At 66.3% G+C, this 26,221-nt stretch carries 23 protein-coding genes; 6 read left to right on the top strand and 17 right to left on the bottom strand.

The window, feature by feature from the left end; translation table 11 throughout:
• Positions 1 to 304 precede the first annotated feature (304 nt).
• A complete protein-coding gene (locus AC5P5R_RS10400) occupies positions 305 to 2,137 on the bottom strand; it encodes a monovalent cation:proton antiporter-2 (CPA2) family protein (RefSeq protein ID WP_087803567.1) in 1,833 nt (610 codons plus the stop codon).
• Between the two features lie 249 nt (positions 2,138 to 2,386).
• Positions 2,387 to 3,523: a molybdopterin-synthase adenylyltransferase MoeB gene (moeB, locus tag AC5P5R_RS10395; RefSeq protein WP_099475430.1), complete on the bottom strand. Its 1,137-nt coding sequence runs from the start codon at positions 3,521 to 3,523 to the stop codon at positions 2,387 to 2,389.
• 88 nt (positions 3,524 to 3,611) lie between these two features.
• Here moeB and AC5P5R_RS10390 point away from each other — a divergent pair, with 88 nt between their 5' ends.
• The 3 genes from AC5P5R_RS10390 (at position 3,612) to AC5P5R_RS10380 (ending at position 5,981) form a co-directional block, all read left to right on the top strand.
• Positions 3,612 to 4,427: a helix-turn-helix domain-containing protein gene (locus tag AC5P5R_RS10390; RefSeq protein WP_024956137.1), complete on the top strand. Its 816-nt coding sequence runs from the start codon at positions 3,612 to 3,614 to the stop codon at positions 4,425 to 4,427.
• 74 nt (positions 4,428 to 4,501) lie between these two features.
• A complete protein-coding gene (locus AC5P5R_RS10385; RefSeq protein ID WP_099473012.1) occupies positions 4,502 to 5,137 on the top strand; it encodes a LysE family translocator in 636 nt (211 codons plus the stop codon).
• Positions 5,138 to 5,231: 94 nt separating this feature from the next.
• Positions 5,232 to 5,981, top strand: a complete 750-nt coding sequence (locus AC5P5R_RS10380) for a hypothetical protein (RefSeq protein WP_049397573.1) — start codon at positions 5,232 to 5,234, stop codon at positions 5,979 to 5,981.
• Positions 5,982 to 6,119: 138 nt separating this feature from the next.
• On the opposite strand, the gene der is transcribed toward AC5P5R_RS10380, so the two are convergent.
• The 7 genes from der to ndk form a co-directional block, all read right to left on the bottom strand.
• Positions 6,120 to 7,517, bottom strand: coding sequence for a ribosome biogenesis GTPase Der (der, locus tag AC5P5R_RS10375; RefSeq protein WP_012479950.1), 1,398 nt, complete (start codon positions 7,515 to 7,517; stop codon positions 6,120 to 6,122).
• Positions 7,518 to 7,534: 17 nt separating this feature from the next.
• Entirely contained in the window at positions 7,535 to 8,743 is a 1,209-nt protein-coding gene (gene bamB / locus AC5P5R_RS10370; RefSeq protein WP_005409300.1) for an outer membrane protein assembly factor BamB, read from the bottom strand.
• Complete coding sequence (locus tag AC5P5R_RS10365; RefSeq protein WP_005409299.1) at positions 8,743 to 9,381, bottom strand: YfgM family protein; 639 nt, start codon at positions 9,379 to 9,381, stop codon at positions 8,743 to 8,745. Before AC5P5R_RS10365 ends, bamB begins: the two co-directional genes overlap by 1 nt.
• 65 nt (positions 9,382 to 9,446) lie before the next feature.
• Entirely contained in the window at positions 9,447 to 10,319 is an 873-nt protein-coding gene (locus AC5P5R_RS10360; protein ID WP_005409298.1) for a RodZ domain-containing protein, read from the bottom strand.
• An 18-nt stretch (positions 10,320 to 10,337) separates the two neighbouring features.
• Positions 10,338 to 11,123: a tetratricopeptide repeat protein gene (locus AC5P5R_RS10355; RefSeq protein ID WP_099473011.1), complete on the bottom strand. Its 786-nt coding sequence runs from the start codon at positions 11,121 to 11,123 to the stop codon at positions 10,338 to 10,340.
• Positions 11,110 to 12,315, bottom strand: coding sequence for a dual-specificity RNA methyltransferase RlmN (rlmN, locus tag AC5P5R_RS10350; RefSeq protein WP_005409296.1), 1,206 nt, complete (start codon positions 12,313 to 12,315; stop codon positions 11,110 to 11,112). Before rlmN ends, AC5P5R_RS10355 begins: the two co-directional genes overlap by 14 nt.
• A gap of 10 nt (positions 12,316 to 12,325) precedes the next feature.
• Entirely contained in the window at positions 12,326 to 12,751 is a 426-nt protein-coding gene (gene ndk, locus AC5P5R_RS10345; RefSeq protein ID WP_005409295.1) for a nucleoside-diphosphate kinase, read from the bottom strand.
• A 313-nt stretch (positions 12,752 to 13,064) separates the two neighbouring features.
• On the opposite strand from ndk, the gene AC5P5R_RS10340 reads away from it, so the two are divergent.
• From AC5P5R_RS10340 to AC5P5R_RS10330, 3 genes are all read left to right on the top strand, one after another.
• Positions 13,065 to 13,718 carry a TetR/AcrR family transcriptional regulator gene (locus AC5P5R_RS10340; protein WP_164281764.1) on the top strand — a complete coding sequence of 218 codons (654 nt, stop codon included), beginning with the start codon at positions 13,065 to 13,067 and terminating at the stop codon, positions 13,716 to 13,718.
• 39 nt (positions 13,719 to 13,757) lie between these two features.
• Complete coding sequence (locus AC5P5R_RS10335; RefSeq protein WP_099473009.1) at positions 13,758 to 16,130, top strand: 3-hydroxyacyl-CoA dehydrogenase/enoyl-CoA hydratase family protein; 2,373 nt, start codon at positions 13,758 to 13,760, stop codon at positions 16,128 to 16,130.
• 99 nt (positions 16,131 to 16,229) lie between these two features.
• Complete coding sequence (locus AC5P5R_RS10330; protein ID WP_019661304.1) at positions 16,230 to 17,438, top strand: acetyl-CoA C-acyltransferase; 1,209 nt, start codon at positions 16,230 to 16,232, stop codon at positions 17,436 to 17,438.
• A 434-nt stretch (positions 17,439 to 17,872) separates the two neighbouring features.
• Here AC5P5R_RS10330 and galU read toward each other — a convergent pair whose 3' ends face one another.
• From galU to cmk, 8 genes are all read right to left on the bottom strand, one after another.
• A complete protein-coding gene (gene galU, locus AC5P5R_RS10325) occupies positions 17,873 to 18,751 on the bottom strand; it encodes a UTP--glucose-1-phosphate uridylyltransferase GalU (RefSeq protein WP_005409291.1) in 879 nt (292 codons plus the stop codon).
• Positions 18,748 to 20,661 carry a polysaccharide biosynthesis protein gene (locus tag AC5P5R_RS10320; RefSeq protein WP_005413043.1) on the bottom strand — a complete coding sequence of 638 codons (1,914 nt, stop codon included), beginning with the start codon at positions 20,659 to 20,661 and terminating at the stop codon, positions 18,748 to 18,750. Before AC5P5R_RS10320 ends, galU begins: the two co-directional genes overlap by 4 nt.
• A gap of 3 nt (positions 20,662 to 20,664) precedes the next feature.
• Positions 20,665 to 21,654, bottom strand: a complete 990-nt coding sequence (locus tag AC5P5R_RS10315; protein ID WP_062606279.1) for an MraY family glycosyltransferase — start codon at positions 21,652 to 21,654, stop codon at positions 20,665 to 20,667.
• Between the two features lie 3 nt (positions 21,655 to 21,657).
• Complete coding sequence (gene lapB / locus AC5P5R_RS10310; protein WP_100438418.1) at positions 21,658 to 22,836, bottom strand: lipopolysaccharide assembly protein LapB; 1,179 nt, start codon at positions 22,834 to 22,836, stop codon at positions 21,658 to 21,660.
• A gap of 6 nt (positions 22,837 to 22,842) precedes the next feature.
• Positions 22,843 to 23,127, bottom strand: a complete 285-nt coding sequence (locus AC5P5R_RS10305) for a lipopolysaccharide assembly protein LapA domain-containing protein (protein ID WP_005409287.1) — start codon at positions 23,125 to 23,127, stop codon at positions 22,843 to 22,845.
• A gap of 75 nt (positions 23,128 to 23,202) precedes the next feature.
• Positions 23,203 to 23,508, bottom strand: a complete 306-nt coding sequence (locus AC5P5R_RS10300; protein WP_005409286.1) for an integration host factor subunit beta — start codon at positions 23,506 to 23,508, stop codon at positions 23,203 to 23,205.
• Between the two features lie 88 nt (positions 23,509 to 23,596).
• On the bottom strand, positions 23,597 to 25,282 hold the full coding sequence (rpsA, locus tag AC5P5R_RS10295; protein ID WP_005409285.1) for a 30S ribosomal protein S1: 1,686 nt from the start codon (positions 25,280 to 25,282) through the stop codon (positions 23,597 to 23,599).
• Positions 25,283 to 25,480: 198 nt separating this feature from the next.
• A complete protein-coding gene (gene cmk, locus AC5P5R_RS10290) occupies positions 25,481 to 26,158 on the bottom strand; it encodes a (d)CMP kinase (RefSeq protein ID WP_005409284.1) in 678 nt (225 codons plus the stop codon).
• Positions 26,159 to 26,221 lie beyond the last annotated feature (63 nt).

Raw genomic sequence — 26,221 nt, 5'->3', positions numbered from 1 at the left:
TTCCCGACCCGGGTAGTGCCGGCCGCTGGCCGGCAACCTCATGACGTCGGAACGATTCCGTATCTGCCGGCCAGCGGCCGGCACTACCAACCACCGGCTTCGGCAATTCCCCACACGGGTAGTGCCGGCCGCTGGCCGGCAACCTCATGACGTCGGAACGATTCCGTATCTGCCGGCCAGCGGCCGGCACTACCAACCACCGGCTTCGGCAATTCCCCACCCGGTAGTGCCGGCCGCTGGCCGGCAACCCCATGACGTCGGAACGTTTCCGTATCTGCCGGCCAGCGGCCGGCACGACCGGGTTTTACTCTTCCTCTTCCGGCACGTCCTGCGGGTTCAACGTCTTGCTCGCCCGCTTCGGCGCGGTGAACGGCGTCGGCGTCGGCACGCCCTGGCCGGAATTGCCGAACACCATCTTGGCGCCGGCATTCAGACCACCACCGGCAATCTCCAGCTCGAAGCGCTCGGCATCGCGGCGGCGAATCTGCTCGGCAATCTCCACCGCATCGTCTTCATCCGCACCCAGTTCCACCAGCGCGGCCTGGCCGAACAACACTGCCGATTCAAACGTCTCGCGGATCTGGAAATCGACACCGGCATGGATCAGCCGCAGCGAATGCTCGCGGTCGAACGAACGCACCATCAGCTTGGCCTGGGGGAACTCGTGTGCCACCAGTTCAACGATGCGGTCGGCGGCCTCGGCCTTGTCCACGCACACCGCAATCGCACGTGCGGTGGCCGCGCCCGAGGCATGCAGCACGTCCAGTCGCGTACCGTCGCCGTAGTAGATCTTGAAACCGAAGCGCGCCGCGCTCTGGATCATCTCCACATCGTTGTCGATGATGGTGACGTCCACGTCGCGCGCCAGCAGCGACTGGCTGGCGACCTGGCCGAAGCGACCGAAGCCGATCAGCAGCACACTGCCGGACAGGCCCTCGGCCTCGTCCACGCCGTCCATGTTCACCGTCGGCTTCGGCGCGATGCGCTTGTAGACCAGCACCACCAGCGGGGTCAACGCCATCGACAACACCACCACCGCGGTGAAGTTCGCATTGATCTCCAGATTGATCACGCCGGCCGATGCGGCGGCAGAGAACAGCACGAAGGCAAACTCGCCGCCCTGCGCCATCAGCACGCCGCGATCCAGCGCCTGCGCGTGGTCGCTGCCCATGATGCGCGCGACCACGTAGATGCACAGCGCCTTGGCCGCCATCAACGCCAGCACCAGGCCGAGGATCAGCTGCCAGTTGCCAGCCACCACGCCCAGGTCCAGCGCCATGCCCACGCTGAGGAAGAACAGGCCGAGCAGGATGCCGCGGAACGGTTCGATGTCCGCTTCGATCTGGTGGCGGAAGGTCGATTCGCTCAGCAGCACGCCGGCCAGGAACGCGCCCATCGCCATCGACAGGCCGGACAGCTGCATCAGCAACGCCGCACCCAGCACCACCAGCAGCGCGGCGGCGGTCATCACCTCGCGCGCCTTCGATTCGGCCAGCACGCGGAACAGTGGGTTGAGCAGGAAGCGGCCGACCAGCACCAGGCCGACGATGGCACCCACACCGATCGCCACCGATAGCCAGCGCGACCCCTCGCCATCGGCGCTACCCGCGCTCGGGCCCATCCAGGCCACCAGCGCCAGCAACGGCACGATCAGCAGGTCTTCGAACAGCAGGATGGAGACGATCTTCTGCCCCGACGGCAGCGCGATGTCACCGCGCTCGGCCAGCAGCTGCATCACCACCGCAGTGGAGGTCAGCACGAAGCCGGTGGCGCCGATGAAGGCCACCTGCCACGGCAGGCCGAACAGTTTGGCGATGCTGGTCAGCACCACCGCACAGGTGACGATCTGCAGCGTGCCCAGCCCGAAGATTTCCTTGCGGAGGCTCCACAGATGCGAGGGCCGCATTTCCAGGCCGATCACGAACAGGAACATCACCACGCCGAGCTCGGCGGTATGCAGGATCGCCTGCGGGTCTGAGAACCAGCCCAGCCCGAACGGTCCGATCGCCAGGCCAGCGGCGAAGTAGCCCAGCACCGAGCCCAGGCCGGCCCGGCGGAACAGGGGCACCATCACCACCGCCGCGCCCAACAGGGCGACGACTTTGACCAGCTCGCTGGTCGCTGCTTCTACCGCCATGCGGTGTGTTCCCCAAGATCCAGAATCGGGTTCAACAATAGAGCAATGCCGATGACGGCAATAGCACGCATGTTGCGCCGGATTGTCTTGGAGGTGGAACGATGCAGGTAGTGACCCCCGGCATCATCCCGAAACCATGCATTCGCGTCGGTGGGTGCCACCATGCACCCGCTTCGGTAGGTGCCAACCTTGGTTGGCACGAAAACGCCGACCAAGGTCGGCATCTACCAAGGCATTCCCCGGCCAGCCTCACCCACCCCGGCAGAACGCGGCGTAATCGATATACCCTGGGAATGGCACGTCCGGCGCGCACACCGGGCAGTGCGGGTCCGGCCGGATGCCGGTCTCGCGGAAGCGCATGCCCAGCGCGTCGAAGCGCAGCAGGCGGCCGACCAGCGGCTCGCCGATGCCCAGCAGCAACTTCAGCACTTCGGTGGCCTGCAGCACACCAGCCAGCCCGGGCAGCACGCCCAGCACACCGGCCTCGGAGCAGTTCGGCGCGAACTCCGGCGGCGGCGGCTCGGGGAACAGGCAGCGGTAGCACGGCGCCACGCCACGCTGGCGGCCGGCGTCAAACACGCTTACCTGGCCATCGAAGCGCTCGATGGCGGCGTACACCATCGGTATCGCGTGCTTGATGCAGGCGTCGTTGAGCAGGTAGCGCAGCGGAAAGTTGTCCGAGCCATCCAGCACCACGTCCACGCCGTCCAACAGCGCATCCACGTTCTCGGAGGTGACCCGCTCCGGCACGGCCTCCACCTCGATCGACGGGTTCAGCGCCAGCAGCCGCTCGCGCGCCGAATCGACCTTGAGCTGGCCGACGCTGGCTTCGGTATGCACGATCTGCCGATGCAGGTTGCTGCGCTCGACGCGGTCATGGTCGGCGAAGCGCAGGTACCCCACCCCGGCCGCGGCCAGATAGAACCCAGCCGGTGCGCCCAGCCCACCCGCGCCCAGCACCAGCACGCGCGACTGCTGCAGCCGGCGCTGGCCGGCCTCGCCCACCTGCGGCAGCAGCAGGTGGCGCGAATAGCGGTCGTAGAAGTCGCGGTCGGCGGCGCTGGCCAGCGGCTGCACCAGCGGCAGCGACTGCTCGCGCCAGGCCACGGTACCGCCCGTCACGGAAGCGACGTTTGTGTAGCCGGCCTGCAGCAGGAACTGCGCGGCATCGGCCGAGCGCTTGCCGCTCTGGCAGATCAGCAGGATCTCCTGGTCGTGCCGCGGCAGGTGTGCGGCCGGGTCGGCCTGCAGTTCGCCCTTGGCCACGCCGCGCGCGCCCTCGGCCATCCCGCCGGCCCGCTCGTGCGCCTCGCGCACATCGATCAGCACCGCGCCATGGGCCAGGCGCTCGCGTGCCTGCGCGGGGGAAAGCTCTTGGATGCTCATGGCCGCATTATCGCGCAGACACCCTCGGCGCGCCCTGCCCCGAACATGGCACCATGCGGGCGTTGCCCCTGCATCCCGGAACCGCTGCATGCGCTCTGCCACCGAATTCTGGCGTGACCCGCGCATGCCCTTCGTCGAAAGCCGACGGGCGTGCGACAGCCGCGCCTGCCATCGCCCGCACAGCCATGACACCTTCTCGATCGGCGCCGTCGACGCCGGCAGCAGCCTGTTCACCGGCGCCGCGAAAGGGCCGCGTCTGCTGCAGCCCGGCAGTCTGGTCGGCGTGCCCGCAGGCCGCGTGCACGCCTGCAACCCCCTGCCCGGCCAGGTCTGGAGCTACCAGATGCTGCATCTGGACCCGCGCTGGATGGCCGAGGTCCGCGCCGAGTATGACGACCTGCCCGAACCCGACTGGCAGCAGGAACCGATCCGGATTTCCAACCATCGCCCGCGCTACCAGCAGTACTGCCAGCTCAACGAGACGCTGTTCTCCGACGATCCGGTCAGCGTCAAGGAAGCGGCCCTGATCGCGTTCGTCGGCGATCTGGATGAACACGATGGTGTTGCCGTCGCCGGCCCGCTTGAAGATGCCGCGTTACAGCAGCGCTTGCAGCCGGTGATGGACGTTCTGCGCCAGCGGCTCGAACACACCCCGGCCCTGCAGGAGCTGGCATCGCTGGCAGGCATGAGCCGCTACCAGCTGATCCGCGCCTTCCGACGCGCCACGGGCCTGACACCGCACGCCTGGCAGATCGACCAGCGCATCCAAGAGGCCCGCCGGCGGCTGTGCGAAGGGCAGGCACTGGCCGTGGTCGCGCATGCGCTGGGTTTTGCCGACCAGAGCCATTTCCAGCGGGTCTTCAAGGCCCACGCCGGTGCGACCCCGGGCCAGTACCGGCGCTGAGCCTGCAATAACGTTCAATACCGTCGCGCGGCGCATCCCCAGACTGGCGCCCCAGCCAGCCGCCGCCGGACCCGATGGAACAGTTCCTGGTCATCGCCACCGTACATTTTCTCGCCCTGCTCTCACCCGGCCCCGACTTCTTCCTCGTTGCACGCACCGCGATCACCTCGGGATGGCGCACTGCCAGTGGTGCCTGCGCAGGCATCGCCGTCGGCAATGGCGTCTTCATCGTGGCCGCTTTCACCGGAACGGCCACGCTGCGCCCAGGCAGCGCAGGGTTCATTGCGGTGCAGTTGGCGGGCTGCGGGTTCCTGCTGTACCTCGGCACGCTGTTCCTGCGCCATGCGGGTTCGACGACGTTGCAGGCACCTGAAGCTGCCGACGGATCGCGAGCGGGTGGTGCCCACGGATGGTGGAGGGCGGCCGGGCTGGGCGCCCTGTCTGCGCTGCTGAACCCGAAGAATGCGCTGTTCTACGCAACGCTGGCGGCAATGCTCAACGGTCCGCAGGCCAGCGCCGCAACGAAGTTCTTCTATGGCGCGTGGATGTTCGGCATCGTCCTGCTATGGGATCTGCTGGTTGCCGCGCTGGTTGGCCACCCGTGGGTGCTGGGTCGATTCGCGCGTGCCCTGCCCTGGCTGGAACGGGCCGCAGGGCTCCTGATGATTGCGCTGGCGCTATGGATCGCCGTGTCGCTGTGGCTGGGCTGATGCCGGTAATTCGCGCCTGTCGCAATAGCGTTCAATACGGCGCGTCCAGCGCAGCCCACACTCGGCACTTTCTGTAGTTTGGTGGCAGGTTTTCGTGCAGCAGTTCTTCATCGTCGCGGTGCTGTACGGCTTCGCCCTGCTCCTGCCTGCGTCGAATCACGCGAAGATCCTGCGCACCGCGATGGGCGCGGGCGGGCACGCCGCCATGGCCGCATCGTTCGGTATCGCCATCGGTACGGGCATCATCTGCGCCACGGCCTTCGTTGCGGCGGGCATGCTGGGAAACCGCGGCCTGTGGACGCTGGCGATGCAGTGCGCGGGCTGCCTGCTGCTGCTGCGCCTGGCGGGCATGTGCCTGCGCGACGCCGGGCTGACCTCCCTCTCTCCGCTTTCCCTGCAGATGCCCCGGGGCCTGAAGGCCCGCTCCCGTTGGCCGCACGCCGAGGCTGGATGCCTGTTGGCGCTCGCCAGCATCAACAACTGGACGCTGCAGTTCGCGGTTGCAGCCCTGGTCAGCGGCCTCGTTGCCGACATGGATACAAAGGCCGCTTACGTGGCCTGCCTGGGCGCCGTCGCGCTGTCGCTCGGCCTGCTGATCGCGTGGCTCGGCAGCCATCCGCGCTGGGCACAGCGGTGTTGCCGATTGCTTCCGTGGCTGGAGCATGCTGCGGGCCTGGTGATCGGCGCGGTGTCGGTGGCGTACCTGGCAGGGGTACTGGGTACCACCCTGGTCTGGGCAAGCCTCACGGGGCAGGCGCAGCTGCCCGAATCGATGATGGCCGCGCCCCGCAGCGCCCCATGCGCATTGCCGCATTGCCGCGCTCGTCGCAACAGTTCGCCATGATCGAGGACTGTAGACGTAGGGGTAGTACCGGCCGCTGGCCGGCAACCTCGTGAACACGCCAGGCATCATCGGGTTGCCGGCCAGCGGCCGGCACTACCACAGACAAGAAAGGCGGCCCTGCGGCCGCCTTCCCGTGAATCACTTGCCCTTGACGTGCTTCATCAAGCGCCGCTTGGCCTTGACCTGCCGCTCGGTGAGGACGTTCTTCTTGCCCTCGTACGGGTTGGTGCCCTCGCGGAAGATGAAGCTCACCGGCGTACCGATCAGCTTGAAGCGCTTGCGGAAGAAGTTCTCCAGGTAGCGCTTGTACGACTCCTGCAGTTCCTTCAGGCGCGTACCGTGCACGATGAAGGTCGGCGGGTTTGCGCCGGCCGGGTGCACGTAGCGCAGCTTGGAGACGTGGCCGCGGATGGTCGGCGGCGGATTGGTCTCGTACGCCACTTCCAGCGCCTTGTTCACTTCGCTGGTGGTGAAGGTCTTGTTCGCCGATTCGTGCGCGCGGTGCACCGCACGGAACAGCTCGCGCAGGCCCGAGCCGTGCTTGGCCGAAATGCGCACCGATTCGGCCCACGGCACGAAGCCCAGCTTCAGCGACAGCATGGTTTCAGCCTGTTCGCGCTGGTACTCGGTCAGGCCATCCCACTTGTTGATGGCGATCACCAGCGCGCGGCCGGCGTCGAGCACGGCACCGAGCACGGTGGCGTCCTGGTCGGTCACGCCTTCGGTGGCGTCCAGCATCAGCACGGCGACCTGGCACTGCTCGATCGACTGCATGGTCTTGACCACCGAGAACTTCTCGACGACCTCGTCCACGCGCGAACGGCGGCGCAGGCCGGCGGTGTCGATCAGGCGGTACTCACGGCCGTCGCGCTCCAGGTCCACCGCGATCGAGTCGCGGGTGGTGCCCGGCACGTCGGAGGCGATCATGCGCTCCTCGCCGAGGATGCGGTTGACCAGGGTCGACTTGCCCACGTTCGGACGTCCGACGAAGGCGATGCGGATACGGTTCGGATCGTTGTCCAGCTCTTCGCCGCTGCCTTCTTCCGGCAGGCGCTGGATCACTTCGTCCAGCAGGTCGTCCAGGCCCTGGCGATGCGCGGCCGAGACGGTCAGCATCTCGCCGAAGCCGTAACGGGCGAATTCCGAACGCACGCTGTCCTCGTCGGTGCCGTCGATCTTGTTGATCAGCAGCAGCGTCGGGCGCGACAGCTTGCGCAGCCAGGCCAGGATCTCGTCGTCCAGCGCCGAGGTGCCCTCGCGGGCGTCGACGACGAACAGGATCAGATCGGCTTCGGCCGCCGCAGCCCGGGCCTGGCGCGTGGTGGCACCCGCCAGGCCTTCGTCTTCCCCGGCAATACCGCCGGTATCCACGACGAGGAAATGGTTGTCCTCGTCGAGGCGGCAGACGCCGTAGTTGCGGTCACGGGTGACGCCGGGCTGGTCATGGACCAGCGCGTCGCGGGTGCGCGTAAGCGCATTGAAAATAGTCGACTTGCCGACATTCGGCCGTCCAACCAGGGCGACCAAAGGCAGCATCGCGATTACTCCAATTTTTAATTTGCCAACCGGAAGGCGGTCAGCTTGCCATCCACGTTCTGCACCAGCAGCACCCCGTCGACGACGACCGGCTGGGCCAGCAGGGCGTCACCGCCGCTCTTCGCCCGTGCCGCCATCGCACCATCGGAGGTCTTCAACCAGTGCACGTATCCCTTGTAGTCGCCGACGACCACGTAATCACCGTGCAGCGCCGGGCCGGTCAGCGAACGACGCGCCAGCTCGGTCTGCGACCACATGGCAGCGCCGGTCGCCTTGTCCAGGCCGAACACGCCACCCTTGTTGTCGGTGACGAACACATTGCCCGACGACACCGCCACGCCACCTGCACCGCCATGGTCGCGCGCCCACAGCGGGCGACCGGTCGGGCCTTCGATGGCCATGGTCTGGTTCTTGAAGCTGCTCACGAAGAGGGTGTTGCCCTCCAGCACCGGAGCACCGTCGACATCGGCCATGCGGTCCAGCTCGGTACGGCCTTCGCCGTTGCCAAGGTTCTGTTCCCACAGGGTACGCCCATCCTGCATGGCCAGCGCGGCAACCGCGCCTTCGTCCTTGCCGATGAACAGCACGCCCGGACCGGTGACCACCGGTGCGTTGCCGCGCACGGTCAGCGCCGGCAGTTCGCTCGGGTTGAACCACTTCTGGGTGCCATTGCCGGCATCGAACGCGGTGACGCGGCCGTCATTGCTGCGCACGAACACCAGGCCCTGGGCCACGGCCGGCGCGGCAATGACTTCACCCGGAACACGGGCGCGCCACTTCTCGCTGCCGTCATTGATGTCCAGGGCGATGACCTGGCCATCGAGCGTGCCGATCACGACCAGGTTCTCACCGACACCCGGGCCGCCGGACAGGCGCAGCTTCGGCTTCTTCTTTTCCTTCTGCGGCTCCCAGGTCCAGACCTTCTTGCCGGTCTGCAGGTCGATGGCGTGCACGCCGCCGGTGATCGCCGCAGCGAACACGTGGCCATTGGCAACGGCCGGGCCCTGGCGCACGCCGATGCGGCGCTCGCCCTTGCCGAGGTTGACCGACCAGGCCTTGTTGACCTTGACGCTCGGCTCGAACTTGACCAGCTCAGCCGGCTCCTGGGCCTTCTTCGCTGCCGCGTCCTTGCCGGCGAACCAGCCCTTCATGGTGCTGCAGCCGGTCAGGGCCATGCCCATCAGGAGCACGGTGGCGACGCGGGTGATCATGACCTTCTGACTCATCAAACCGACTCCGCAGGGGCGGCGACCGTGCCGCCGGCATCCATAACCTTGGTTTCCAGCAGGCGCCGCTGCGGCGCTGCCACGTCCAGCGACTTCAGCGCCTTCTCGTACTGTGCGCGGGCGTCATCGCGCTTGCCCTGCGCCATCAGCGCATCGCCATGGATTTCCAGGCTGCTGCTGTCGGTGGCGCTGCCCAGCAGCTTGATCGCCTCGTCGCTCTTGCCGGTGGCCACCAGCAGGCGGGCCACACGCTGGTCGACCACGCGCTGCAGGTCGCTTTCGACCTTCACGGCGCGCAGGGTGGCCAGCGCTTCTTCGTTCTTGCCGGCGTCGACCTGGGCCTTGGCCAGCTGCAGCGCCGCGAGGTCGCCATAGATGCTGGACGGGCCCGCTTCGAGCGCCTTCACTGCCTTGGCAGCGTCGTCGAGCTTGTTCTGCTGAAGACCGACCAGGGCCTTCTGGTATTCCACGTTGGCCGAGGCCAGCTTGCCGCCCTGATCCTTCTGGTACCACTGCCAGCCGGCAATGGCACCGATCGCGATGGCTACGCCACCGAGGATGCTGGCGCCATTCTTCCGCAGCCAGCTGCGGACGCGTTCACTTTGTTCGTGCTCGTCGAGCAGATCGTCGATCGCCATGCGTACTCTCGCCCCGCCCATCGGGAGGGACCATTGGGTTTAATCGAAGGTGGTGAAACCGCGCCTCAGTGCGAAACCGGGACTACGGAGCCTTCAGAGGATACCTGAAAGCGTGCCACGTTGGCTCGCTGGTAGGGGGTCAGATCGACGATAGCGCCGTTCTGCTGAACCTGGACCGCCGAGGCGTTGCCCAGGGTCACCCGGGTCACCTGGCCCGGCGTGAAGCTGCGGCTCTCGCCGGACTTGATCAGCGCCTTTTCGACCGTGGCGCCGTCCGGACCACCGATATCGACCCAGCTGTCGCCGCTGAACTGCATCTCCAGCGTATTGGCGGCTGCGGGCGCAGCGGGTGCCGAACGCGGCACCGGGGACAGCGAAGCGACATACGGGGTTGCGGCCGGCTTGCTGGCCGGGGCGCTCGCGACTTCAGCCGGGGCTGCCGGCTCGACACCCGCAGCGGACGGAGCTACCGGCACAGCGGCCGGGATCGCGTCCAGCGAGGCCGTGTTCGGCGACGGCGTGGCGCTGCCATCGAAATGGCCGCGGGTGGCGAACCACACCGGCACGGCCAGCACGGCGGTGATGCCGACGTACAGCACGCGCCGGCCGAGATTCTCGGCAATGCGGCGCGCACGCGGGGTATGGGTATGGCTGACCAGAGTGGGCGGCACGACCGGACCCACCTGGGCCTGCTCCAGCAGCTGGCTCACATCGACGTCGAGCAGGCGCGCGTAGCTGCGCAACTGGCCGCGCACGAAGACCGGCGCGCCCAGCTTCTGCCACTGCTCTTCCTCCAGCGACCTGACCACCTGGACCGGCATGCGCAGGCGCGAGCCGACATCCTCAAGGGTCAGTCCGGCCGCTTCACGGGCCTGGCGCAGGCGGGTGCCGCAGCCGGCCGCAGTCTCGAGAGCGCTCACAGTCTGGTCATCAATCACAATGCATCAACCCTGGAGTTAGGAGCCCGCTTCCTGCGGAAATTCCTGTCGAATGCGCTGAAGATAGCGGTCAGATGCCGCCCGATCACCCAGCCGCGCTTCGATTTGAGACGCAAGTTGTAACACGGAACGCGTTGCGGGTGCAGCCGCAATCCTACGTTCGGCGAAGGCCCGGGCCTCCATGTAGCGGCCCTGGCGGAAGCTGAGCTGGGCCATGGCCTCCAGCGCGACCGGGTTTCCCGGCAGCGCCGACAGCGCCGCGCGCAGGTCGCGCTCGGCACGCTCGAACTGGCCTGCATCCAGCGCACAGCTACCGGCGTTGGCCTGTGCTTCGGCCACGGCGGGATTGCCCGGCGCCCGCTGGGCACGATCGAACCAGATCAGCGATTCGGCCGTCTGGCCCTGCTGGCAGAGCCAGGCACCGTAGTTGTTGAGCACGTCGCCGCGCTGCGGCGCCAGCTCGGCAGCCTTGCGGAAGTTCTCGCCGGCCTGCTGGCTGCGACCGCGACGCTCGTCGATGCCCGCAAGCAGGACCAGGCCGTCGGGGGCCGTCGGCACCAGCTTCTGGGCTTCGCGCGCCTTGCGCTCGGCAGCATCGAGATTGCCGCCCTGGATGTCGCGGCCGGCCAGGGTCAGCAACTCCTGCCAGCGCACCTGCTGCCGCACCCCTTCCGGATCACGGACGGAGTAGACCGGCGCCTCGCTCGGGCCAAGCTTGGCCTTGGGATGGGATTTGCAGCCGCCGACCGCGAAGGCCAGCGTGCCTGCGAGCAGAACCAGCCAGAGGCGGTCAGGCCGCGGCATCGCTCCCCTTCCCCGCCTGCAGCGTCTTGTTGAACTCCGCCTGGCGGCGGGTGCGGTCCATCACCTGGCCCTTGAGCTGGCCACAGGCGGCGTCGATGTCGTCGCCACGGGTACGGCGGACCATGGTCAGCACGTTGCTGTCGAGCAGGATCTTCTGGAAGGCGCGGATGTGCGCCTCTTCCGAACGCTCGTAGCGGGTACCCGGGAACGGGTTGAACGGAATCAGGTTGACCTTGCCCGAATCCTTGGCCTGCACCGCGTTATCGAACTGGCGCATCAGGCGGGCCAGCTCGCGGGCATGCTCGGGCTTGTCGTTGATGCCCTTCATCAGGGTGTATTCGAAGGTGACCGATTCGCGGCGCTTGTTGGCGCGCAGGTAGCGTGCGCACGAGGCCATCAGCTCGGCGATCGGGTACTTCTTGTTGAGCGGCACCAGGGTCTCGCGCAGCGCGTCGTTCGGCGCATGCAGCGACACCGCCAGCGACACGTCGCTTTCGGCAGACAGGCGGTCGATCTGCGGCACCAGGCCGGAGGTCGACAGGGTCACGCGCTTGTTGGCCAGGCCGTAGCCCAGGTCGTCGCGCATCACGCTCATGGCGCGCACGACGTTGTCGAAATTCATCAGCGGCTCGCCCATGCCCATCATCACCACGTTGGTGAGGCGGCGCATCTGGTGCGGGACGTTGCCCAGGTGGCGCGCGGCAACCCACACCTGGCCGATGATCTCGGCGGTGGTCAGATTGCGGTTGAAGCCCTGGGTAGCAGTGGAGCAGAACGTGCAGTTCAGGCCGCAACCGACCTGCGAAGACACGCACAGCGTGCCGCGGGTCTTGTCCGGGATGTACACGGTCTCGATGGCGTTCTTGCCATCCACGCCCATCGCCAGCAGCCACTTGTGGGTGCCGTCGGCGGAGGGCTTGTCGAACACGATGTTGGGAACCAGCACCTCGGCATGGGCCTGCAGCTTGGCGCGCAGGACCTTGCCGAGGTCGGTCATTTCATCGAAGTCGGTGACGTAGCGATGGTGGATCCACTTCATCACCTGATGGGCACGGAACTTCTTTTCGCCGAGAACCTCGACGAAGAACTTCTCCAGGCCCGCGCGATCGAGGTCGAGCAGGTTCTGCTTGCCAGCCGTGGGTGCCGACTTCGGCAGCGGCTGGATGGCGGGGGACTGTACGACCTCGTTCACGGCATTACTCTCAGCGCGAAACGACTTCGGTGGCGGCGAAGAAGTAGGCGATCTCAATCGCGGCATTCTCGACCGAGTCCGAGCCGTGGGCGGCGTTGGCATCGATGGATTCGGCGAAGTCGGCGCGGATGGTGCCCGGCGCGGCTTCCTTCGGGTTGGTGGCGCCCAGCAGGTCGCGGTGGGCCAGGACGGCGTTCTCGCCTTCCAGGGCCTGGATCATCACCGGGCCGGAGATCATGAACTCGACCAGCGCGTTGAAGAACGGACGCTCGCGGTGCACGGCGTAGAAGCCTTCGGCTTCACGACGCGACAGCTGCTTGTACTTGGCGGCCACGACCTTCAGGCCGGCCTTCTCGAAGCGGGCGTAGATTTCGCCGATGACGTTCTTGGCAACGGCGTCCGGCTTGATGATCGAAAGGGTGCGCTCCAGCGCCATGGGATGTCTCCAATGGAATCGGGCCGCTGATGGCCCGAAGGGTAACATGAAAAAAACCCGCGTCGGGACGCGGGCTTAGCCTGATAAACGTAGGCGAATTGTAAAAGATAAAGCGGCGGCATGGTAGTGCCGGCCGCTGGCCGGCATTGGGCGCCATTCAACCTCGGGGCTGCCGGCCAGCGGCCGGCACTACCCCATTCACCCACCTGAGTGAAATCTGACCGGATCGGCCGATTTTGCTGCACTGCAAAATGCCATACGGTACCGTCTGGTCCTAGTATCAAACAATCGTTTGATTAAGGTCCGCCCACCGATGGCCAAGCCCGCCCACTTCTCGACCAAGGACCGGATCCTCGGCGCGGCCGAGGAGCTGTTCGCCCAGCACGGCTTCGCCGGCACCTCGCTGCGCCAGGTGACCAGCCAGGCCGACGTCAACATCGCCGCGGTCAACTACCACTTCGGCTCCAAGGAAAACCTGGTCAACGAGGTGTTCCGCCGCCGCATGGACGAGATGACCGGTGCCCGCCTGTCGCAGCTTGAGCGCGCCCGCGCCGAGCACCCGGGTGAACTGCGCCCGGTGCTGGCTGCCTTCGTCGAGCCGGCCCTGGCGCTGGCCCAGGACCGCCAGAACGGCGGCGCCTTCGTGCGCGTGATCGCCCGCGCCTACGCCGAGAAGAACGACAACCTGCGCAAGTTCCTGTCCGACCACTACGGCCACGTGCTGCGTGCGTTCGGCAAGGCCATCGGCGAGTGCGTGCCGGACCTGAGCAAGGAGGAGCTGTACTGGCGCCTCGACTTCCTGTCCGGCTCGCTGACCTATGCGATGGCCGACTTCGGGCTGATCAAGCGTCCCGCCGGTGTCACCGAAGCGGCGCATCGTGCCCATGCCGCCCACGAACTGATCCATTTCGCCGAAGCCGGGTTCCGCGCCGCCGCACGCGCCAGCGCCCTGCCCGCTTCCCTTTGATTCCACCCAGTAACTGCTGACCAACAAAGGCCCTACACCATGTCCAATTCCCTGCTAGTCCGCCGCGCCGCCGTGCTGGGTGCCGGCGTCATGGGTGCCCAGATCGCCGCCCACCTCACCAACGCTGGCGTCGACACCGTGCTGTTCGACCTGCCTGCCAAGGATGGTCCGGCCGATGGCATCGTGCTGAAGGCGATCGCCAACCTGGGCAAGCTGAGCCCGGCGCCGCTGGCCAGCAAGTCGCTGGCCGAAGCCATCACCCCGGCCAACTACGAGTCCGGCCTGGAGCAGCTGAAGGACTGCGACCTGATCATCGAGGCCATCGCCGAGCGCATGGACTGGAAGCAGGACCTGTACAAGAAGATCGCCCCGTTCGTGGCCGACCACGCGGTGCTGGCCTCCAACACCTCGGGCCTGGGCATCAACAAGCTGGCCGACGTGCTGCCCGAGCAGCTGCGCCACCGCTTCTGCGGCGTGCACTTCTTCAACCCGCCGCGCTACATGCACCTGGCCGAGCTGATCCCGGCCACCACCACCGATGCCGCCGTGCTGGAAGGCCTGGAAGCATTCCTGGTCACCACCCTGGGCAAGGGCGTGGTGTACGCCAAGGACACCCCGAACTTCATCGGCAACCGCATCGGCGTGTTCTCGATCCTGTCCACCATCCACCACACCCAGCAGTTCGGCCTGGGCTTCGATGAAGTGGACGGCCTGACCGGCCCGCTGGTCGGCCGCCCGAAGTCGGCCACCTACCGCACCTCCGACGTGGTCGGCCTGGACACCATGGCCCACGTCATCAAGACCATGGGCGACACCCTGCCGAATGACCCGTGGCATGAATTCTTCAAGTCGCCGAAGTGGCTGGACGCGCTGATTTCCAAGGGCGCGCTGGGCCAGAAGACCGGCGCCGGCATCTTCCGCAAGGTCGGCAAGGACATCGTGGTACTGGATCTGGAGAAGCAGGACTACCGCCCGGCCGACCGCACTGCCGCCCCGGAAGTGGTCGAGATCCTGAAGATCAAGAACCCGGCCGAGAAGTTCGCCAAGCTGCGCGAGAGCCAGCACCCGCAGGCGCAGTTCCTGTGGGCGACCTTCCGCGACCTGTTCCACTACAGCGCCTACCACCTGGCCGACATTGCCGAGACCGCGCGCGATGTCGACCTGGCCATCCGCTGGGGCTACGGCTGGTCGCTGGGCCCGTTCGAAACCTGGCAGGCCGCCGGCTGGAAGCAGGTGGCGCAGTGGATCGCCGATGACATCGTCGCCGGCAAGAGCATGAGTAATGCCCCGCTGCCGGATTGGGTCTTCGACGGCCGCGACGGCGTGCACGCCGCCGAGGGCAGCTACAGCCCGTCGCGCAACGCCAAGCTGCCGCGCTCGTCGCTGCCGGTGTACCAGCGCCAGCGTTTCCCGGATCCGCTGCTGGGCGAGAAGTTCGCGCCGGGCGAGACCGTGTTCGAGAACGACGGCCTGCGCATGTGGCACGACGGTGATGGCATCGCCGTGGTCAGCTTCAAGACCAAGATGAACACCGTGTCCGACCAGGTGCTGGACGGCCTGCAGGAATGCGTGAGCCGCGCCGAGAAGGACTTCCAGGGCCTGGTGATCTGGCAGCAGAAGGAACCCTTCTCCGCCGGTGCCGACCTGGCCGGTGCACTGGGCCTGCTGCAGGCCGGCAAGGTCGACCAGTTCGAGGAAATGGTCGCCAACTTCCAGCGCACCAGCCAGCGCATCAAGTACTCGCTGGTGCCGGTGGTGGCAGCGGTGCGTGGCCTGGCCCTGGGCGGCGGCTGCGAGTTCCAGATGCACAGCGCCAAGACCGTGGCCTTCCTGGAAAGCTACATCGGCCTGGTCGAGGCCGGTGTCGGCCTGCTGCCGGCCGGTGGCGGCCTGAAGGAACTGGCCGTGCGTGCCTCGCAGGCCGCGGGCCCGGGTGGCGACGTGTTCGCCGAACTGAAGAAGACCTTCGAGACCGTGGCGATGGCCAAGGTGTCCAACTCGGCGGTCAACGCCAAGGAACTGGGCCTGCTGCGCAGTACCGACAAGGTGGTGTTCAACAGCTACGAGGCCCTGCACATCGCCAAGGCCGAAGCCCGTGCACTGGCCGAAGCGGGCTACCGTCCGCCGCTGCCGGCACGCCGCATCCAGGTGGCCGGTGACGTGGGCATCGCCACCTTCAAGATGATGCTGGTCAACATGCTGGAAGGCCGTTTCATCAGCCCGTACGACTACGAGATCGCCGAACGCATCGCCACCGTGCTGTGCGGTGGCAAGGTCGACCGCGGCACCCTGGTGGACGAAGAGTGGCTGCTGACCCTGGAGCGCAAGCACTTCGTCGAACTGGCCCAGCAGGAAAAGACCCAGGCCCGCATCGCGCACATGCTGAAGACCGGCAAGCCGCTGCGTAACTGATTGATGGCGGGTGCCGACCCCTGGTTGGCACTCCTCTGCCTCTGGTGGGTGCCGACCGTTGGTCGGCACCCCGGCTAAAAAATTCGAGAGATCACTGCAATGACCAAGCAAATCCAGGACGCCTACATCGTCGCCGCCACCCGCACCCCGGTCGGCAAGGCGCCCAAGGGCATGTTCCGCAACACCCGCCCCGACGACATGCTTGCGCACGTGCTGCGCAGCGTCGTCGCCCAGGCCCCGGGCGTGGACGTCAACCGCATCGATGACGCGATCATCGGCTGCGCCATGCCGGAAGCCGAGCAGGGCATGAACGTGGCGCGCATCGGCGTGCTGTTGGCCGGCCTGCCCAACACCATCGCCGCACAGACCGTGAACCGCTTCTGCTCCTCCGGCCTGCAGGCCGTGGCGCAGGCCGCCGACGCGATCCGCCTGGGCAACGCCGACCTGATGCTGGCCGGTGGCACCGAGTCGATGTCGATGGTGCCGATGATGGGCAACAAGATCGCCATGGCGCCGAGCGTGTTCGACAACGACCACGTGGCCATCGCCTACGGCATGGGCATCACTGCCGAGAAGGTCGCCGAAGAGTGGAAGGTCTCGCGCGAAGACCAGGACGCCTTCGCCCTCGCCTCGCACCAGAAGGCCATGGCCGCGATCCAGAACGGCGAGTTCAAGGACGAGATCAGCCCGTACGAGATCGTCTCGCACCTGCCGGACCTGGCCGACGGCCAGCGCATCATCACCCGCAACAAGATCGCCGACACCGACGAAGGCCCGCGCCCGGATTCCTCGGCTGAAGGCCTGGCCAAGCTGCGCCCGGTGTTCCGCAACGGCCAGTTCGGCGGCACCGTCACCGCCGGCAACTCGTCGCAGATGAGCGATGGCGCCGGTGCCGTGCTGCTGGCCTCGGAACAGGCGATCAAGGACTACGGCCTGACCCCGCTTGCCCGTTTCGTCAGTTTCTCGGTGGCCGGCGTGCGCCCGGAAGTGATGGGCATCGGCCCGATCGCTGCGATTCCGAAGGCACTGAAGCAGGCCGGCCTGACCCAGGACCAGCTGGATTGGATCGAGCTCAACGAAGCCTTCGCCGCGCAGTCGCTGGCGGTGATCCGCGACTGCGGCCTGGACCCGGCCAAGGTCAACCCGCTGGGCGGCGCGATCGCCCTGGGCCACCCGCTGGGTGCGACCGGCGCGATCCGTACCGCCACCCTGCTGCACGGCCTGCGTCGTCGCCAGCAGAAGTACGGCATGGTGACGATGTGCATTGGCACCGGCATGGGCGCAGCGGGTATTTTCGAGGCGCTGTAAGGTTCAGAGCGTTGCCGGCTGGAGTGTCGGTTGGCTGTGGGGCCCGGGTGGGTGAGGCTGCCCGGGACACGCCGTAAACCCGTCCCTGGGGGCTTGGCAGCGGCATCCATGCCGCTGACAGTCCCGGTCAGCCTCACCCACCCGCGCCACCCAACATTCCGCGCGGCGGAGGGATGAGCAAAGGCAGGGCAAAAGCAAAAAAAGGCAGCCATAGGCTGCCTTTTTTGCTTTTGCTCTTGCCCTTGATTCCGCCCTTCCCGTCCGCGCCCGCAGGAAACCTGACAGGCGGGACGGGTGGGCCGTTGCAGGACCGTTGGCGCCATGGATGGCGCCATCGAGCCCCCATGGACGGGTTTACGGCGTGTCCTGCAACGGCCCACCCGTCCCGCCCATCACGTATCAATCAAGGCGCTGCACGGAGCGCTTGATAAACCTTACTCAGCCAACATCGCCGTCAGCTTCTCCCGCGCCGGCCCTGCCAGCTTCGGGTTGTCCAGCGCGAAGCGGATCGTCGCTTCCACCAGCCCCAGGTGCGTACCACAGTCGAAACGAGTGCCCTCGAAACGGTAGGCATCCACCTCTTCGGTCTTCAGCAGCTGCGCGATCGCATCGGTCAGCTGGATCTCGCCGCCGGCACCGCTGCCGGTCTGCTCCAGCAGCTCGAAGATCTTCGGGCTCAGCACGTAGCGGCCGACCACGGCCAGGTCGCTCGGCGCGTCCTCCGGCTTCGGCTTCTCCACGATCTGCGAAATACGGCCCTTGCGGCCATCGAAGGCCTCGGTCGCGACGATGCCGTAACTGGCGGTCTTGTCGTGCGGCACATCTTCAACGGCAATGACGCTGGCGCCGCTGGCTTCGTTGAGATCGGCCATCTGCTTCAGCGCACTGTCGCCGCGGTTCCAGATCAGGTCGTCCGGCAGCAGCACCGCGAACGGCTCGTCACCGATCACGGCCTTGGCACACAGCACCGCATGGCCCAGGCCCAGCGCCTCGGCCTGGGTCACGAAGATCGCGCGCACGCCATTGGGCAGCACGTGACGGATCAGCTCCAGCTGCTCCTGCTTGCCGGCGCGCTCGAGCTTCTGCTCCAGCTCGTAGGCCTTGTCGAAGTAGTCGGCGACCGCGTGCTTGTAGCGGTTGGTGATGAACACCAGCGTGTCACAGCCGGCCTCGATTGCTTCGTCCACTGCGTACTGGATCAGCGGCCGGTCAATGATCGGCAGCATCTCCTTCGGCACGGTCTTGGTTGCTGGCAAAAAACGCGTCCCCAAACCCGCTACGGGGAAAACTGCTTTGCGAATTCGCTTGCTCATTGGTGCCTGTTGGCCTCGCGTGCGGGAAAGGGCACGACTTTAGCGGATGAAATGTAAGCATCCTGTTCGATTGGCGAGAACTCGGGCATCGTCGCGAACAGGACTTCCTTGATGGTTTCGGTGTCGTAGCTGCACACCGCCTCGCGCAGGCGCGGGACGTTGCCCAGCACCAGATCGCGCGAGAACATGCGCACGCCGGCCTCGAGGACCTTCGGATGCGCGGTTGCGCGGTAGTCCTCGTCCGAATAGAACAGCGTCTCGTGCAGCTTCTCGCCCGGACGCAGGCCGGTATAGATGATCTGCACATCCTTGTACGGCTGCTTGCCCGCCAGACGGATCATCTGCTCGGCCAGCAGCCGGATCGGCACCGGCTCGCCCATGTCGAGCGTGTAGATCGCACCGTGCGAGGCCGAGGCCGCGGCCTGCAGGATCAACTGGCAGGCCTCGGGGATGGTCATGAAGTAGCGGGTGACTTCCGGATCGGTGACCGTGACCGGACCACCGCGCAGGATCTGCTCGCGGAACAGCGGCACCACGCTGCCGGCCGAGGCCAGCACGTTGCCGAAGCGCACGGTAACGAAACGGGTGTGCGTGGACTTCTGGTCCAGGCTCTGGCAGATCATCTCGGCATAGCGCTTGCTGGCACCCAGCGCGTTGACCGGATCGACCGCCTTGTCGGTGGAGATGAACACGAAATGCTCGACGCGCGCTTCCAGGCAGGCGCGGGCCACGTTCTCGGTCGCCAGGATGTTGTTGCGCACAGCTTCGCGCAGCTGCCGTTCCAGCACCGGTACATGCTTGTACGCTGCGGCATGGAACGCGGTGTCGACCGGATGCAGCGACAGCGCATGGCGGATCACCGCAGGATCGCCACAGTCGCCCAGCACCGCTTCGATCTCGATATCGGGGAAGCTGCGACGCAGCTCACCCTCGATGGTCAGCAGCAGCAGTTCGCTGATCTCCAGCAGGATGATGCGGCCGGCACCGTGGCGCGCGCACTGGCGGCACAGCTCCGAGCCGATCGAGCCACCGGCACCGGTAACCATCACGGTGCGCCCGCCCAACCAGCCACGGATCAGGTTCCAGTCCGGGGTGATCGGCTTGCGGCCGAGCAGGTCCTCGATCGCCACTTCCTTCAGTTGGCCGGGCAGCGACTGCCCCTGCAGGATGTCGCTCAGCTTGGGCACGGTGCGGAACGGCACGCCGGTGCTTTCGCAGATGGCGACCACCCGCTGCATGCCTGCGGCATCCAGCGAGGGCATGGCGATCACCAGCAACTTGGCCGCAGTCTCGCGGACCACGGCCGGGGCATCATCGAGGCTGCCCAGGATCGGCAGGCCCTGCAGCTTGGCGCCGCGCAGGTGCGGTGCGTCGTCCAGCAGGCCGACCGGTTCGAAGTTGCCGGAGCGGCGCAGATCGCGGACCAGCGTCTCGGCGGCTTGCCCCGCACCGAGGATCAGCACGCGGCGCGCGCTCGAATCCGACTGCAGTGCCTGGTAATCCTTCCAGGCCCGGTACAGCAGGCGCGGCGCGCCCAGCAGCGCCGACAGCGCGAACGGATAGATCACCAGCACCGACATCGGCACGCCGTCGAAACGCTTCCACATCAGCACCAGCACGATGCCGACCAGGCCGATGAAGCTGGCCTTGAAGATGTTCAGCAGGTCGCTGACGCTGGCGAAACGCCACAGCCCGCGATACAGGCCCACGCGCCAGAACACCAGGCCCTGCAGCAGCAGCACCAGGGTGGTGTCGACATTCCAGAGCGGAAGCGAAGGCGCGTTGGGGAGGATCGAGTACCGCCCGGCGTGGAGCAGCTGCCAGCATGCCCAGACCATGAACAGGTCGTGGCAGACGATGGCCGAACGCGGCATCAGGCCGAGGATTCTGTCCCGCCAGGGTGAAGCCATAAGTCAGGTATTTCCTTGTCGGTGACGCAATCCATTGCGCAGGAGGATCCAGAGGACGCTCAGCGCGAGAAACCACGCGACCGCCAGGACAGCCTCCCACCTCGGCTGCAAATTGGAGCAGACATTAAGCACTGTAATACTGAACAGGCCCAAAGCAAAGTACATCCCTGTCACCTGCGCGTGGCTGGCTCCTGCCTGCACCGCCCGCTGGTAGACGTGCTGGGTATGGGGTTCCATCCAGCGTTGTCCGGAGATGATGCGCGCCGCCAGTGTGAAGCCCGCGTCCACGAGGAACGCCGAAGCCGGCACCAGCAGCAGGATCCAGTTGATATCGGTACGCACCGCAGCGATCGCCAGGACGACGGCGACTGCATAGCCCAGCGCGCCACTTCCGACATCACCCATGAAGATCCGGGCCCGTGGGAAATTGAACGGCAGGAAGCCCAGGCAGGCCAGGCCCAGCGCCACCGCGGCCAGCGAATACGGCCAGGGCAGCACCGGCGCCAGGCCCAGCGCAACAACAATGGACTGGCTGGCGGCAATACCGTTGATGCCATCCATGAAGTTCCAGATGTTGATCAACGAGGCGGTGAATACCAGCACCAGCCCGGCCAGCAACCAGCTTCCACCATGCACCTTGACCAGGGCGGCCAGCAGCGCGGCGGCAATGAAGTGCACCAGCAGGCGGCGCATGGCCGGCAACGGCCGGTGGTCGTCCCACCAGCCGATGCCCGCCACCAGCACCAGGCCCACGCTGGCCACCAGCAGGCTCGGTGTCGATTCAGGCCAGACCCACATCGCTGCACCGGCGGTGACCAGCAGGCTGATGACGATGGCGATGCCACCACCGCGCGGCGTTGCCACGCTATGGCTGCGACGCTCGCCGGGCTGGTCCAGCAGTTGCTGGCGCAGGGCATAACCCCGTGCCGCCCAGGTCAACCCCGCACTCAGCAGGGCCAGCCCCAGCAGCGCGCCCATCACGAGCCACGGCATGGATCAGAGCACCGCGTAGTTCAGCAGTGGCTTGACCGTGCCCCACTCCTTGCAGCTCGGGCACTGCCAGTGGTGGGTGCGTGCACCGAACCCGCAACGGGTGCAGCGGTAAGCGGGATTGCGCACCAGCAGCTGGTCGGTGATGTGCTTGAGGTCATGCAGGGTCGCCGTCGAATCGGCGCCCTCGGCCAGGGTCAGGTCGATCAGCGCCGATTCGCCACGCACCGACGGACGATCCTTGAGCTGGCGGCCAAGGTAGGCTCGGGCCGGAGCCACGCCCTCCTGCTCTTCCATCAGCCGGGTCAGGGCCAGCACCGGGGCGATGCCACGGTAGTGCTCGGTCATTTCCGACAGGAACGCACGTGCGCCTGCCAGATCGCCTACCTTGCGGTAGTTTTCCATCAACGCCGGCAGCAGCTCCGGCAGGTACTCCGGGTCGTTGCGCGCGGCGCGCTCGAATGCACGCACGGCGGCTTCAGCGTTGCCGGCATCGGTCTCAAGGCGACCTTCGATGATGCCGGCGCGCACCGACATCGCATCGGCCTGGTAGGCCCGGGCAATCGCTGCCCTCGCCTCTTCCAGCTTGCCGGCGCCGCGGAAGCGTTCGGCCACTTCGCACTCGAACTGCCCGATCAGCTTGCCCATCGGCTCGCCGGTGACGTCTTCGAAGCGGGTGGCGTTGTCGATCGCCTTTTCCCAGTCGCGCTCGGCCTGGTAGATGCCGATCAGGTGCTTGAGCGCCTGCGGGGCACGCTGGTCCAGATGCGCCAGCTCGGTGAACACGGTCTCTGCACGGTCCAGCAGGCCGGACTTCATATAGTCCTCGCCCAGCGCCAGCAGGGCCTGCACGCGCTGCGCGTCGCTCAGGTCGTGGCGGTTGACCAGCCCCTGGTGCAGGCGGATGGCGCGGTCGACTTCACCGCGGCGGCGGAACAGGTGGCCCAGCGCGACCTGGGTCTCGAAGGTTTCCTTGTCCAGTTCGGCGATGTGCAGGAACAGTTCGATGGCCTTGTCCGGCTGCTCGTTGAGCAGGTAGTTCAGGCCACGGAAGTAGGTGCTGGACAGGCGGCTGACCTGGTTGTCACCGTGGCGCTGCCCACCGCGCCGGCCGATCACCCACCCGGCCAGTGCGGCCAGCGGAACGAACAGGAAAAACCAAAGCCACTCGGTGACGAAATCCATCTTCGATCAGCGTCCATCAAAAGATTGGGGGGAAACACCCGCGGCCGGCGTTGCCGCCACGGACTTGTTGGCACGGCGCAGCTGGCTGTAGAGCGGAATGACCACGCTCACCAGTACCAGGCCGGCACCGACCACGACACCCACCAGCAGTGCAGCGATCAGCGCCACGCCCACCGAGGTGTGCAATTGAGTGAAAAGCAGGTTGATCGACATCGCGGTCATGTTGACCGCACCAATGATCAGCCCAAGGATCAGGACCGCCAGCAGGACCAGCAGACGAAAGACCTTCATGCGACAGCTCCAGTGGCAGGAGTCCGTAGCTTATCCGACCCGCGGCTGGATTCGCACGCGGTGGCGCGACGGGGCTCAGGCCGGATCGGCGTCCAGCGGCAGCACACTGCTGACCCGCTCGCGCAGTTCCTTGCCCGGCTTGAAATGGGGGACGTGCTTGCCCGGCAGGGCAACCGATTCGCCGGTCTTCGGGTTGCGACCCAGGCGCGGCGGACGATAGTGCAGCGAGAAGCTGCCAAAACCACGGATTTCGATGCGATCCCCGGCGGACAGCGATCCGCCCATCATCTCCAGCAACGACTTCACCGCCAGATCGACATCATCGGCCTTCAGGTGCGCCTGGCGGCGCGCAAGGATTTCGATCAGTTCGGATTTGGTCATTACCGGCTCACATCAGGGGCATCTCAGCCTGAAACGGCCCGGGCAGAAGCCCGGGCCGTCCAGGAAACAACAAACAGCGTAAGGCCGATTACTCGGACTTGTTGCCGTTCAGCTGTGCACGCAGCAGCGCGCCCAGCTGGGTGGTGCCGCTGGAAGCCGAAGAGGACTGGTATTCCTCCAGCACTTCGCGCATTTCCGCGTCGTCCTTGGCCTTGATCGACAGCTGCAGGGTGCGGCCCTTGCGGTCCATGCCCACGAACTTGGCTTCGATCTTGTCGCCGACCTTCAGGTGCTGGGTGGCGTCGTCAACGCGCTCGTTGGCGATGTCGCGAGCCGAAACGTAACCCTCGATGCCGTCAGCCAGCTCGATGATCGCGCCCTTGGCGTCGACTTCCTTCACCACGCCTTCGACCTTGGAGCCCTTCGGATTGGCAGCCATGTACTGGCCGAACGGATCCTGCTCCAGCTGCTTCACGCCCAGGGAGATGCGCTCGCGCTCCGGATCGACAGCCAGGACGACGGCGTCCAGGGTATCGCCCTTCTTGAAGTTGCGAACGACGTCTTCGCCGGTGGTGTTCCAGCTGATGTCGGACAGGTGGACCAGGCCGTCGATGCCGCCGTCCAGGCCGATGAAGATGCCGAAGTCGGTGATCGACTTGATCTGGCCCGACACCTTGTCACCCTTCTTGTGGGTGGCAGCGAAGGTTTCCCACGGATTGGCGGCAACCTGCTTCATGCCCAGCGAGATACGGCGACGCTCTTCATCGACGTCCAGCACCATCACTTCGACTTCGTCACCAACCTGCACAACCTTGGACGGGTTGACGTTCTTGTTGGTCCAATCCATCTCGGAGACGTGCACCAGGCCTTCGACGCCCGGCTCGATCTCAACGAACGCACCGTAATCGGTGACGTTGGAGACCTTGCCGAAGACGCGGCTGTTGGCCGGGTAACGACGGCCGATGTTGTCCCACGGATCCTCGCCCAGCTGCTTCAGGCCCAGCGAAACGCGGTTGCGCTCGCGGTCGAACTTCAGCACGCGGACGTCCAGCTCGTCGCCGACGTTCACGACTTCCGACGGGTGACGCACGCGCTTCCACGCCATGTCGGTGATGTGCAGCAGGCCGTCGATGCCGCCCAGGTCCACGAACGCGCCGTAATCGGTCAGGTTCTTGACGACACCCTTCAGGATCGCGCCTTCCTGCAGCTTGTCCATCAGCTGCTCGCGCTCTTCCGAGTGCTCGCTTTCGACGACAGCGCGGCGCGAGACCACGACGTTGTTACGCTTGCGGTCCAGCTTGATGAGCTTGAACTCGAGTTCCTTGCCTTCCAGGTAGGCCGGATCGCGCACCGGGCGCACATCGACCAGGGAACCCGGCAGGAAGGCGCGGACATCCTTGATGTCCACGGTGAAACCACCCTTGACCTTGCCGCTGATGCGGCCGGTGATGGTTTCGTTCTTTTCCAACGCTTCTTCCAGCTCGTCCCACACCATCGCGCGCTTGGCCTTCTCGCGCGACAGGACGGTTTCGCCGAAGCCGTTCTCGATCGAGTCGAGGGCGACCTTGACGATGTCGCCTTCGGCGACGTCGATTTCGCCAGCGTCGTTACGGAACTGTTCGATCGGCACGATGCCTTCGGACTTCAGGCCAGCGTTGATCACCACGACGTCGCCGCGGACTTCAACAACGGTACCGCTGACGATGGCGCCCGGCTTCAGCTTGGCCAGATTGGCCTGGCTGGCTTCAAACAGTTCGGCAAATGATTCGGTCATTAGATTTACTCTGTTGGACACATGGGTCGGTGGCGTCCCCTTCAGGGGAATGGCGACCGCCCGCCTGTTGGTCGACCCCGGAAACGCAGGTCGTGTGTAGTAGGAAAACCGCCACGCATCATTGCGCGACGGAGCTGGTACAGCACTGCTTTGCGCGACCACCACCGATGCAGCTGGCAGTGCTCCCGCGCGAACGGATCAGGCAGCCGGAACCGGAAGCAGATCCATCACTCGGGCAACGACATCATCGATGCCGATGCCTGTGGTGTCGATGAGGACAGCATCGTCTGCCGGCTTCAGGGGCGCCACGGTACGCTGGGCATCACGGGCGTCGCGGGCCATGATCTCGCGCAGGAGGTCATCAAAGTTAACAGAAACCCCCTTGTCTTTCAACTGCTTATGCCGGCGCTCGGCGCGCTCCTCGGCACTGGCGGTCAGGAAGACCTTGTAGGGGGCGTCCTTGAAGATCACCGTGCCCATGTCGCGGCCGTCGGCAACCAGGCCGGGCAGCTCCCTGAATGCGCGCTGGCGCTCCTTCAGCGCGGCCCGGACCTCAGGAATTGCGGCAATGGCCGAGGCCAGCGCGCCGGTGGTCTCCAGGCGCAGCTCGTCGGTGGCATCGGTGCCGTTGACCATGACCCGCATCGACTCGCCCTGTTCAACAAACTGAACATGGGTGTCGAAGGTGCAGCGCACCAGCGCCGAGGCGTCGGAGGTGTCGATGTCGGCCCAGCTCGCGGCCACGCCCACCGCGCGGTACAGCGCCCCCGAATCCAGGTAATGCCAGCCCATCCGGCGCGCGATGATGCGGCTGATGGTACCCTTGCCGGCCCCGGAAGGGCCGTCGATGGTCAGGACGGGAGCGAGTGGATTCATGGGGTTCCCAGAGCGTGTGAAGGGGCCATTCTAGCCCCTGCCAGACGCCCCCAGCGGGATCTT

This window comes from Stenotrophomonas sp. YJH_SMC_19, assembly GCF_059367915.1.
This window is presented reverse-complemented; position numbering and strand designations above follow the sequence as displayed.

Coding starts and splice junctions, on each gene's coding strand:
- AC5P5R_RS10400 (WP_087803567.1), bottom strand. CDS start 2,137: ATGGCGGTAGAAGCAGCGACCAGCGAGCTGGTCAAAGTCGTCGCCCTG.
- moeB (WP_099475430.1), bottom strand. CDS start 3,523: ATGAGCATCCAAGAGCTTTCCCCCGCGCAGGCACGCGAGCGCCTGGCC.
- AC5P5R_RS10390 (WP_024956137.1), top strand. CDS start 3,612: ATGCGCTCTGCCACCGAATTCTGGCGTGACCCGCGCATGCCCTTCGTC.
- AC5P5R_RS10385 (WP_099473012.1), top strand. CDS start 4,502: ATGGAACAGTTCCTGGTCATCGCCACCGTACATTTTCTCGCCCTGCTC.
- der (WP_012479950.1), bottom strand. CDS start 7,517: ATGCTGCCTTTGGTCGCCCTGGTTGGACGGCCGAATGTCGGCAAGTCG.
- bamB (WP_005409300.1), bottom strand. CDS start 8,743: ATGAGTCAGAAGGTCATGATCACCCGCGTCGCCACCGTGCTCCTGATG.
- AC5P5R_RS10365 (WP_005409299.1), bottom strand. CDS start 9,381: ATGGCGATCGACGATCTGCTCGACGAGCACGAACAAAGTGAACGCGTC.
- AC5P5R_RS10355 (WP_099473011.1), bottom strand. CDS start 11,123: ATGCCGCGGCCTGACCGCCTCTGGCTGGTTCTGCTCGCAGGCACGCTG.
- ndk (WP_005409295.1), bottom strand. CDS start 12,751: ATGGCGCTGGAGCGCACCCTTTCGATCATCAAGCCGGACGCCGTTGCC.
- AC5P5R_RS10340 (WP_164281764.1), top strand. CDS start 13,065: ATGGCCAAGCCCGCCCACTTCTCGACCAAGGACCGGATCCTCGGCGCG.
- AC5P5R_RS10335 (WP_099473009.1), top strand. CDS start 13,758: ATGTCCAATTCCCTGCTAGTCCGCCGCGCCGCCGTGCTGGGTGCCGGC.
- AC5P5R_RS10330 (WP_019661304.1), top strand. CDS start 16,230: ATGACCAAGCAAATCCAGGACGCCTACATCGTCGCCGCCACCCGCACC.
- galU (WP_005409291.1), bottom strand. CDS start 18,751: ATGAGCAAGCGAATTCGCAAAGCAGTTTTCCCCGTAGCGGGTTTGGGG.
- AC5P5R_RS10320 (WP_005413043.1), bottom strand. CDS start 20,661: ATGGCTTCACCCTGGCGGGACAGAATCCTCGGCCTGATGCCGCGTTCG.
- AC5P5R_RS10315 (WP_062606279.1), bottom strand. CDS start 21,654: ATGCCGTGGCTCGTGATGGGCGCGCTGCTGGGGCTGGCCCTGCTGAGT.
- lapB (WP_100438418.1), bottom strand. CDS start 22,836: ATGGATTTCGTCACCGAGTGGCTTTGGTTTTTCCTGTTCGTTCCGCTG.
- AC5P5R_RS10305 (WP_005409287.1), bottom strand. CDS start 23,127: ATGAAGGTCTTTCGTCTGCTGGTCCTGCTGGCGGTCCTGATCCTTGGG.
- AC5P5R_RS10300 (WP_005409286.1), bottom strand. CDS start 23,508: ATGACCAAATCCGAACTGATCGAAATCCTTGCGCGCCGCCAGGCGCAC.
- rpsA (WP_005409285.1), bottom strand. CDS start 25,282: ATGACCGAATCATTTGCCGAACTGTTTGAAGCCAGCCAGGCCAATCTG.
- cmk (WP_005409284.1), bottom strand. CDS start 26,158: ATGAATCCACTCGCTCCCGTCCTGACCATCGACGGCCCTTCCGGGGCC.